The organism is Agathobacter sp. (assembly GCF_977054825.1).
Window position 1 is genome coordinate 55,990 of sequence record NZ_CDRTEH010000016.1, and the last position, 6,749, is coordinate 62,738.

Annotated in this window: 5 protein-coding genes; 4 read left to right on the top strand and 1 reads right to left on the bottom strand. The window is 40.7% G+C overall.

Features of this window, described 5'->3' with window-relative positions:
* Positions 1–188: 188 nt before the first annotated feature.
* From ACW6PM_RS11140 to ACW6PM_RS11155, 4 genes are all read left to right on the top strand, one after another.
* On the top strand, positions 189–1,115 hold the full coding sequence (locus ACW6PM_RS11140) for a helix-turn-helix transcriptional regulator (RefSeq protein ID WP_456057206.1): 927 nt from the start codon (positions 189–191) through the stop codon (positions 1,113–1,115).
* A gap of 5 nt (positions 1,116–1,120) precedes the next feature.
* Positions 1,121–1,753 carry a GyrI-like domain-containing protein gene (locus tag ACW6PM_RS11145; protein ID WP_456057207.1) on the top strand — a complete coding sequence of 211 codons (633 nt, stop codon included), beginning with the start codon at positions 1,121–1,123 and terminating at the stop codon, positions 1,751–1,753.
* 283 nt (positions 1,754–2,036) lie between these two features.
* Positions 2,037–2,921 (top strand): helix-turn-helix domain-containing protein, encoded by an 885-nt coding sequence (locus tag ACW6PM_RS11150; protein WP_456057208.1) that lies wholly within the window; start codon positions 2,037–2,039, stop codon positions 2,919–2,921.
* 464 nt (positions 2,922–3,385) lie between these two features.
* Positions 3,386–5,164: a diguanylate cyclase domain-containing protein gene (locus tag ACW6PM_RS11155; RefSeq protein WP_456057209.1), complete on the top strand. Its 1,779-nt coding sequence runs from the start codon at positions 3,386–3,388 to the stop codon at positions 5,162–5,164.
* 61 nt (positions 5,165–5,225) lie between these two features.
* Here ACW6PM_RS11155 and ACW6PM_RS11160 read toward each other — a convergent pair whose 3' ends face one another.
* Positions 5,226–6,509, bottom strand: a complete 1,284-nt coding sequence (locus tag ACW6PM_RS11160; protein ID WP_456057210.1) for a dihydroorotase — start codon at positions 6,507–6,509, stop codon at positions 5,226–5,228.
* Positions 6,510–6,749 lie beyond the last annotated feature (240 nt).

Sequence of the window (6,749 nt, forward strand, 5' to 3'; positions counted from 1 at the left end):
ATTGTTCAATGCGGGAATTAACAAATGAATAAATTTAGAAGTTAATGTTATTAAGCCTTCGGACATTGGGAATAAAACCTAATGTTCGTAGGCTTTTTGTTTACAGAAAAAATTTTCATATATATAATAAACATGACATATAGCTGTCATGTTGAATTAGGTATGATATGTATGGAGTGTAATAAACTATGAAAATAGATAGACTTATCGGTATATTGTCAATCTTACTGCAGGAAGAAAAGACAACGGCTCCTGAACTGGCAGAAAGATTTGAGGTATCTCGAAGGACAATAAATCGAGATATTGAAGACCTTTGCAAAGCAGGGATTCCCATAAGGACTTCACAGGGGACCGGCGGTGGTATTAGTATTATGGATGGATATCGTATGGACAGGACTATTTTGAGTTCCAAAGATATGCAGATGATTCTTGCAGGTTTGCGTAGTCTTGACAGTGTGAGCGGGAGCAGGTACTATAGTCAGCTAATGGAGAAAATCCAGACCGGATCATCAGAGTTCATCAGTGGAAGAGACTCTATGCTGATTGACTTATCTTCATGGTATAAGGATTCTCTGGCTCCAAAGATTGAGGTAATCCAGAGCGCAATAGAAAATAGGCGTATCATACAATTTAAGTATTACGCTCCGTCAGGAGAGAGCAACCGAAGGGTAGAACCATATTATCTGGTTTTTAAATGGTCGAGCTGGTATGTATGGGGGTGGTGTTTAGAACGTGAAGATTACAGACTTTTCAAATTGAACCGCATGGATTGTGTTGTTGAAACAGACCGAGGATTTCTGCGCAGAGATGTACCAATACCGGATTTATCAAAGGAGAAGATTTTTACGGATGGGATAAAGGTTAAAGCTCTTTTTACACCGAATATGAAGTGGCGGCTGGTTGAAGAATTTGGACCGAACTGCTTTACAGAAACGGATGATGAAAGGCTGCTCTTTTCAGCAGACTATACGGATATGGAAAACCTTGTGACATGGCTTATGACATTTGGAGCAAAAGTAGAGGTGCTTGAGCCGGAAGAAGTGAGGGACATTATTTGCAGGAATGCAGAGGAAATATTAAAAACTTATGAAGTGAAGGACTTGGAGGGAGTGTAAAGGATATGGCTTTTGACTACAAGAAGGAATATAAAGAATTTTATATGCCGAAAGGCACACCGTCTATCGTAACTGTTCCGAAAATGAACTATATAGCGATAAGAGGAAGCGGCAATCCAAATGATGCAGACGGAGAATACAAGCAGGCTATCGGACTTCTGTATGGAATTGCATTTACGATTAAAATGAGCAAAAAGGAAGATCGTCAGATTGACGGATATTTCGATTATGTCGTGCCGCCATTAGAGGGATTCTGGTGGCAAGATGGAGTATCCGGAATTGATTATGCTCGTAAGGAAGATTTTAAGTGGATCTCTGTCATTCGATTGCCGGATTTTGTTACCATGGAAGATTTCGACTGGGCTGTCAGGAAAGCTACGGCAAAGAAAAAGCAGGATTTTTCTAAGGCTGAGTTTTTTTCCTATGAGGAAGGCTTATGTGTACAATGTATGCATATCGGAGCGTATGACGATGAGCCTGTTACGGTAGATGCAATGCACAGGTTTATGGAAGAACAGGGATATACACTTGATATAACGGATCGGAGAATGCACCACGAGATTTATCTGAGCGATGCGAGGAGGGTAGCGCCGGAGAAGTTGAAGACTGTAATCAGGCATCCGATAAAGAGAGCCTAAGGGTGTGGAGGAAAAATGGAAGCAACAAAGCATTTTTATTATGCGTACCTTTAGAGAAATGCGACATTATATTAAACAGAATCAGCAATTTGTAACAAGAGCTGAAATAATCATCTGGATTTTAAGGGAAAAGTGTGTTTCACCATTCCATTGTACAGTGGGTCTTGAGTAGAGTAATCGTTTGAGAACTGAGCCATGTAGAAAATGATTGAGATACTTTTATATTTATGATACAATATCCGAAAATACGGAATAATAAAATGTGTGAAGGAGATATTATATCATGAATATATATGAAAAAATCTTTGATAGATTAGCAGAATTACATATGAGCCAGATTGAGTTATCGCGAAGAACCGGTATTGCTACCAGTACGATAAGCGATTGGCGAAAGAAAAAGATAAACCCACAGGCAGACAAGCTTGTTGCTATATGTAAGGCACTTGATATGTCGCTTGTGGATTTGCTTTGTGATGAGGACGAGGAAGAAGAAAAGGTTGTGCAGACGGATTATATGTTAGATGAAAGACATATAGTCGAAGTATTTAGAATGTCAGATGATGAAACGAGAAGAAGATTATTAAGATATTTTGAATTAGTAGGAATATGCAATCAAATTAATGATAACAATGCAGTCAAGAAAAACAACAGAAATGTATCTGTTATTCAAGATATTGATGGCAATAATATTGTTGTGATTAATGATATCATATTTAAGCGAAAGCGTTCTGTTAATTGGAAAGACGTCAGAGAATATTTAAAAGAGTACATTGGAGAATTCTATACGATTGTTGCAACAGGAGATGCAATTTATATAGGTTCGGATTTGCCAAAAGAGTATAGTGGGTCAAAGTATACAAATAGTATAAAAGGAATGAATGCAAAAGCAAAAGCAAATGCAGCAACGGGAATTCCAGAACTTATAGAGATTGCTGTTGGAAAACATTTTAGAAATAATGAAGAAGATAAACATAAAAGAGATGCTAAAAATGGCTGGTATCGATACGATTCACGATTTGCACTTCCAGTCTATGGCGACAAGGGCGAATTAGAAAGATATAATATTTTTCATGCCTCTTTGCTTGTACGTCACTCAAATGATGGAAAAATGTATCTATATGATATTATAGACATAAAAAAAGAAACGAGCAACTCTCTCGGCAAATAGACGCGTACCAGACAAAAAACCCATTTCTTTACAAGGTGATAATACTATATGAAATGTTATTTGTCAATCCGATTATTCGAAAATACCTGTCAAAGAATCTTTGCGGTTGCTGTTCACACTGTTAGGTGTGAACAGTAACTCTTTGCGTAACTATATATGCGATGTAATGTGATGATTGCTTTACTTTGAACATTATTCTTTAGATAATATATTCAAAGGAGGACGTAATATTATGGATAAAGAAAGAGCAATTGGAATAATAAAACATAAAAAATCAATTGTAGATTTACAGTATATGATAAAAGTAGAGGCTTCATTCAATAATGAGTGAGGCTTTTTTTAATTTTGCTTATGAGTTTGAAGTGTTGGAAATTTATGTAAATTTATAGACATTTCATTATCGTAAAGCTATAATATTAAAATCATGTGGGACAGATAGGTATTGATTTTAGAAAGTGATACAAATGAGAAAGCTAAAAAAGAGATTCATTGTTCCGGCAGTGGTATTTGTATTGGGCATGTGTGCGTTAATTGGCGCGATATATGGAGTCGGCGAGACGCAAGAGCAGCAGAACAGGACAAAAGCGAAGCTCAATGCGATGACATATGCGGAGCGTATAAATGGCGAGCTTATGGAGGGAATCGGAGTTACCGATACCTTAAAGCAGGTTGTCATAAGTAATGATGGAAATATAAATAGTTTTAATGGTGTTGCAGCAAATATGATGGAAGCTTCGATTCAGAGCATACAGATAGCACCGAATGGAGTCGTGACGGAAATATACCCTGAGGAGGGTAATGAATCCGGTAAGATAGATCTGATAAATGATAGTGACAGGGGAGAGATTTCACGCTATGCGAGGGATAATGACACTGTGATTATGCAGGGACCGTATGAGCTGAAGCAGGGAGGATATGGCATAGCGGTGCGCAATCCTGTTTATTTGAAAGATGAAAATGGACAGAAGAGCTTTTGGGGCTTCACAATTGTTATACTGAAGGTTCCGGAAATATTTTCTGAATCGGTAGAGGCTCTTTCTAATTTTGGATATAAGTATAGTCTGCAGAAGAGCACTTCGCCGTGGGATGATACGTATGAGTGGGTTTACGGTTCAAAGGAAGCCTTGAGCAATCCGGTGATATATAACTTTGACGTGTATGGAGACAAGTGGAGGCTTGAAATTTTCCCCAAGAGCGGTTTTTACAACAACAGATATCTGTTATACCTGTTCATCGGAGGTGTAATTATAGTCCTGCTTTTGGCAGGGCTTACAGCAGCATTGATTTTCATCAATGAAAACAGAAAGAATTTCAAGAGACTTGCTGTGACTGACGCATTGACCGGTATCTACAACAGGCTCGGCTTTGATGATCAGGTTGAGCAATATATGAGACAGAATCCGCAAAAGCACTGTGTTGTGGCGATGCTTGATATTGATGATTTCAAGCTGGTTAATGATGTGTATGGACATGCGGCGGGGGATGGTGCACTGCAGAAGCTTGCAGAGAGCATGAAGCAGTATTTTTCAAAGGATGTCATACTCGGCAGAAACGGAGGCGATGAGTTTAGCATTTTCATGCCGGATTGCACGGTAGTGGAGGTTAAGCCTTTTCTTAAGAAGTTTACAGAGGAAACCAGGAAATTTTATTGTAAAGGTGAAGAGCATGCATTTACCATTTCACTGGGCTTTGCGGAGTATCCTGTTTTGGCTGATGACCGTTCCCAGCTCATGCGGTGTGCGGACATGGCACTTTATGAGGTGAAAATGCGTGGGAAGAACGGCTGCATGGCATATCGTGAGGGTGAGCATGTAAAGCGCCGCGCAAAGCTTGCTTTTGCAGTGAAGGATATTATTGAAAATATGCCGGGAGCTTTCATTGTTTACAGGGCAGATAAAGAAAATGATGAGATTTTGCTTGCAAACAATGAGCTGCTTAGGCTTACAGGCTGTAAAAATATGGATGAGCTGCTTGCATATACAGGTAAGAGCTTCCGCAATCTGATACGCCGGGATGAACAGGAAAGCTGTCAAAAAAGCATATGGTCGCAGCTTGACGGAGGTCATTCAAATGATTATATTTTCTTTCATATGCGAAAAGCAGACGGCACATATATTTCAGTGCTCGACCATGGCAGGATAGTGGATTCAGTGCACAATGGCAGAGTATTTTATGTGATGATTATGGACTTAAAGTCACTGCAGAGGCACTATGGAGACTGCCTGGAGCTGGTGGAAAAGTAGAAAAAGCAGATTGTGAACACATGCGTTCACAATCTGCTTATTTTAATAGTACATCCACAATTTATCTATCCGAATAAATCACATTTCCACCGCATACGGTATACTTCACCTTACCGGTCAGTTCCGTGCCGGTAAAAGGTGTGTTTGATGATTTTGATGCATATTCGCTTGGTACCCATTTTTTGTCAGGATCAAAGATGACAAAATCTGCAGCAGCACCCTCTGAGATAGTACCGTAAGGCATGTGGTACAGCCTGGCAGGATTGATAGTCATTTTTTCCAAAAGCTCAAGCATGCTCAGATGGCCCGGTTTGACAAGGCTTGTGATACCAAGGGCAAGAGATGTCTCAAGACCGATGATACCGCTTGGAGCTTCGGTCACGGGCTTTGATTTTTCCTCGGTGCTGTGAGGCGCATGATCTGTTGCGATAAGGTCAATTGTGCCGTCGATAAGTCCCTCGATAATCTTTTGACGGTCTGCTTCAGTGCGAAGAGGCGGATTCATCTTGGCAAGGGCGCCGTGCTCTAGGACAGCATCCTCAGTCAGTGTGAAGTGATGAGGAGTGGCCTCGGCATGGAGCCTTGCACCAAGCTTTTTGTAGGTGCGGACTATATCAACAGATACACCGGAGCTGATATGCTGTATCACAACATCGGCACCACTGCGCAGCGCAAGCAGACAGTCTCTTGCGACAAGAGCCTCCTCAGCGATGGATGGTGAGCCGTAGATACCGAGAGCGTCAGATACTTTTCCGTGGTTGATGCCGTTGTTTGTGATAAATGCAGGGTCCTCCTCATGGAGACTTATCGGCATGTCAAGCCTTGCGGCATTTTGCATGGCGCTGTAGCAGAAGGCGGCATTTGTAAGCGGGATGCCGTCATCGGTAAAGCCACAGGCTCCAGCTTCCTTTAAAGCTGTCATGTCAACCTCATCCTGTCCTTTGAGGGAGTGCGATATTGCAGCAGCCTGATACATGCGGATTTTTTCCTGCTTTCCACGTGCCAGGTTGTCCTTTAGTGTATCCACATTGTCCACTGTCGGCTTTGTGTTTGCCATGCACACGACAGTTGTGAAGCCGCCTTTTGCAGCAGCCAGGGAACCGGTGTGGATATCTTCCTTGTATGTGAAGCCCGGATCACGGAAATGCACATGAGTGTCGATAAGTCCCGGTCCGACAATCATTCCGGATGCATCTATTATTTCTTCGTTTTCAGTTGCAGCAGCGTCTGACGCACATGAGATGTCAGGTGCAATTTTTTCTATTTTTCCATCTTTTACAAGTATATCCATATGTTCGTAGAGACCTGACGCCGGGTCAGCTACAATGCCGTTTTTTATAATCATGATAATCCTCCTGTAGATTGTACTTATTTTCTGATATATCCTAGTATAACAGTTTTAAACGAACTACACCATATAACTTGCATATTTTAACGATAGACCAAAAATGAAATTTTAAAGGGGCTGTAAAATAAGTCCCTAATTAAGAAACGCCAACTCCGGCAAATGTCGGTTTTGGCGTTTCTTTGTATGAATTTTTCTATTTTTGATCACGTCTGCATCTTTGGGTATAAAAAATGGTGC

Bases quoted from the DNA above. Each gene is read 5' to 3' on its own strand.
- ACW6PM_RS11140 (WP_456057206.1), top strand. From the start codon at position 189: ATGAAAATAGATAGACTTATCGGTATATTGTCAATCTTACTGCAGGAA.
- ACW6PM_RS11145 (WP_456057207.1), top strand. From the start codon at position 1,121: ATGGCTTTTGACTACAAGAAGGAATATAAAGAATTTTATATGCCGAAA.
- ACW6PM_RS11150 (WP_456057208.1), top strand. From the start codon at position 2,037: ATGAATATATATGAAAAAATCTTTGATAGATTAGCAGAATTACATATG.
- ACW6PM_RS11155 (WP_456057209.1), top strand. From the start codon at position 3,386: ATGAGAAAGCTAAAAAAGAGATTCATTGTTCCGGCAGTGGTATTTGTA.
- ACW6PM_RS11160 (WP_456057210.1), bottom strand. From the start codon at position 6,509: ATGATTATAAAAAACGGCATTGTAGCTGACCCGGCGTCAGGTCTCTAC.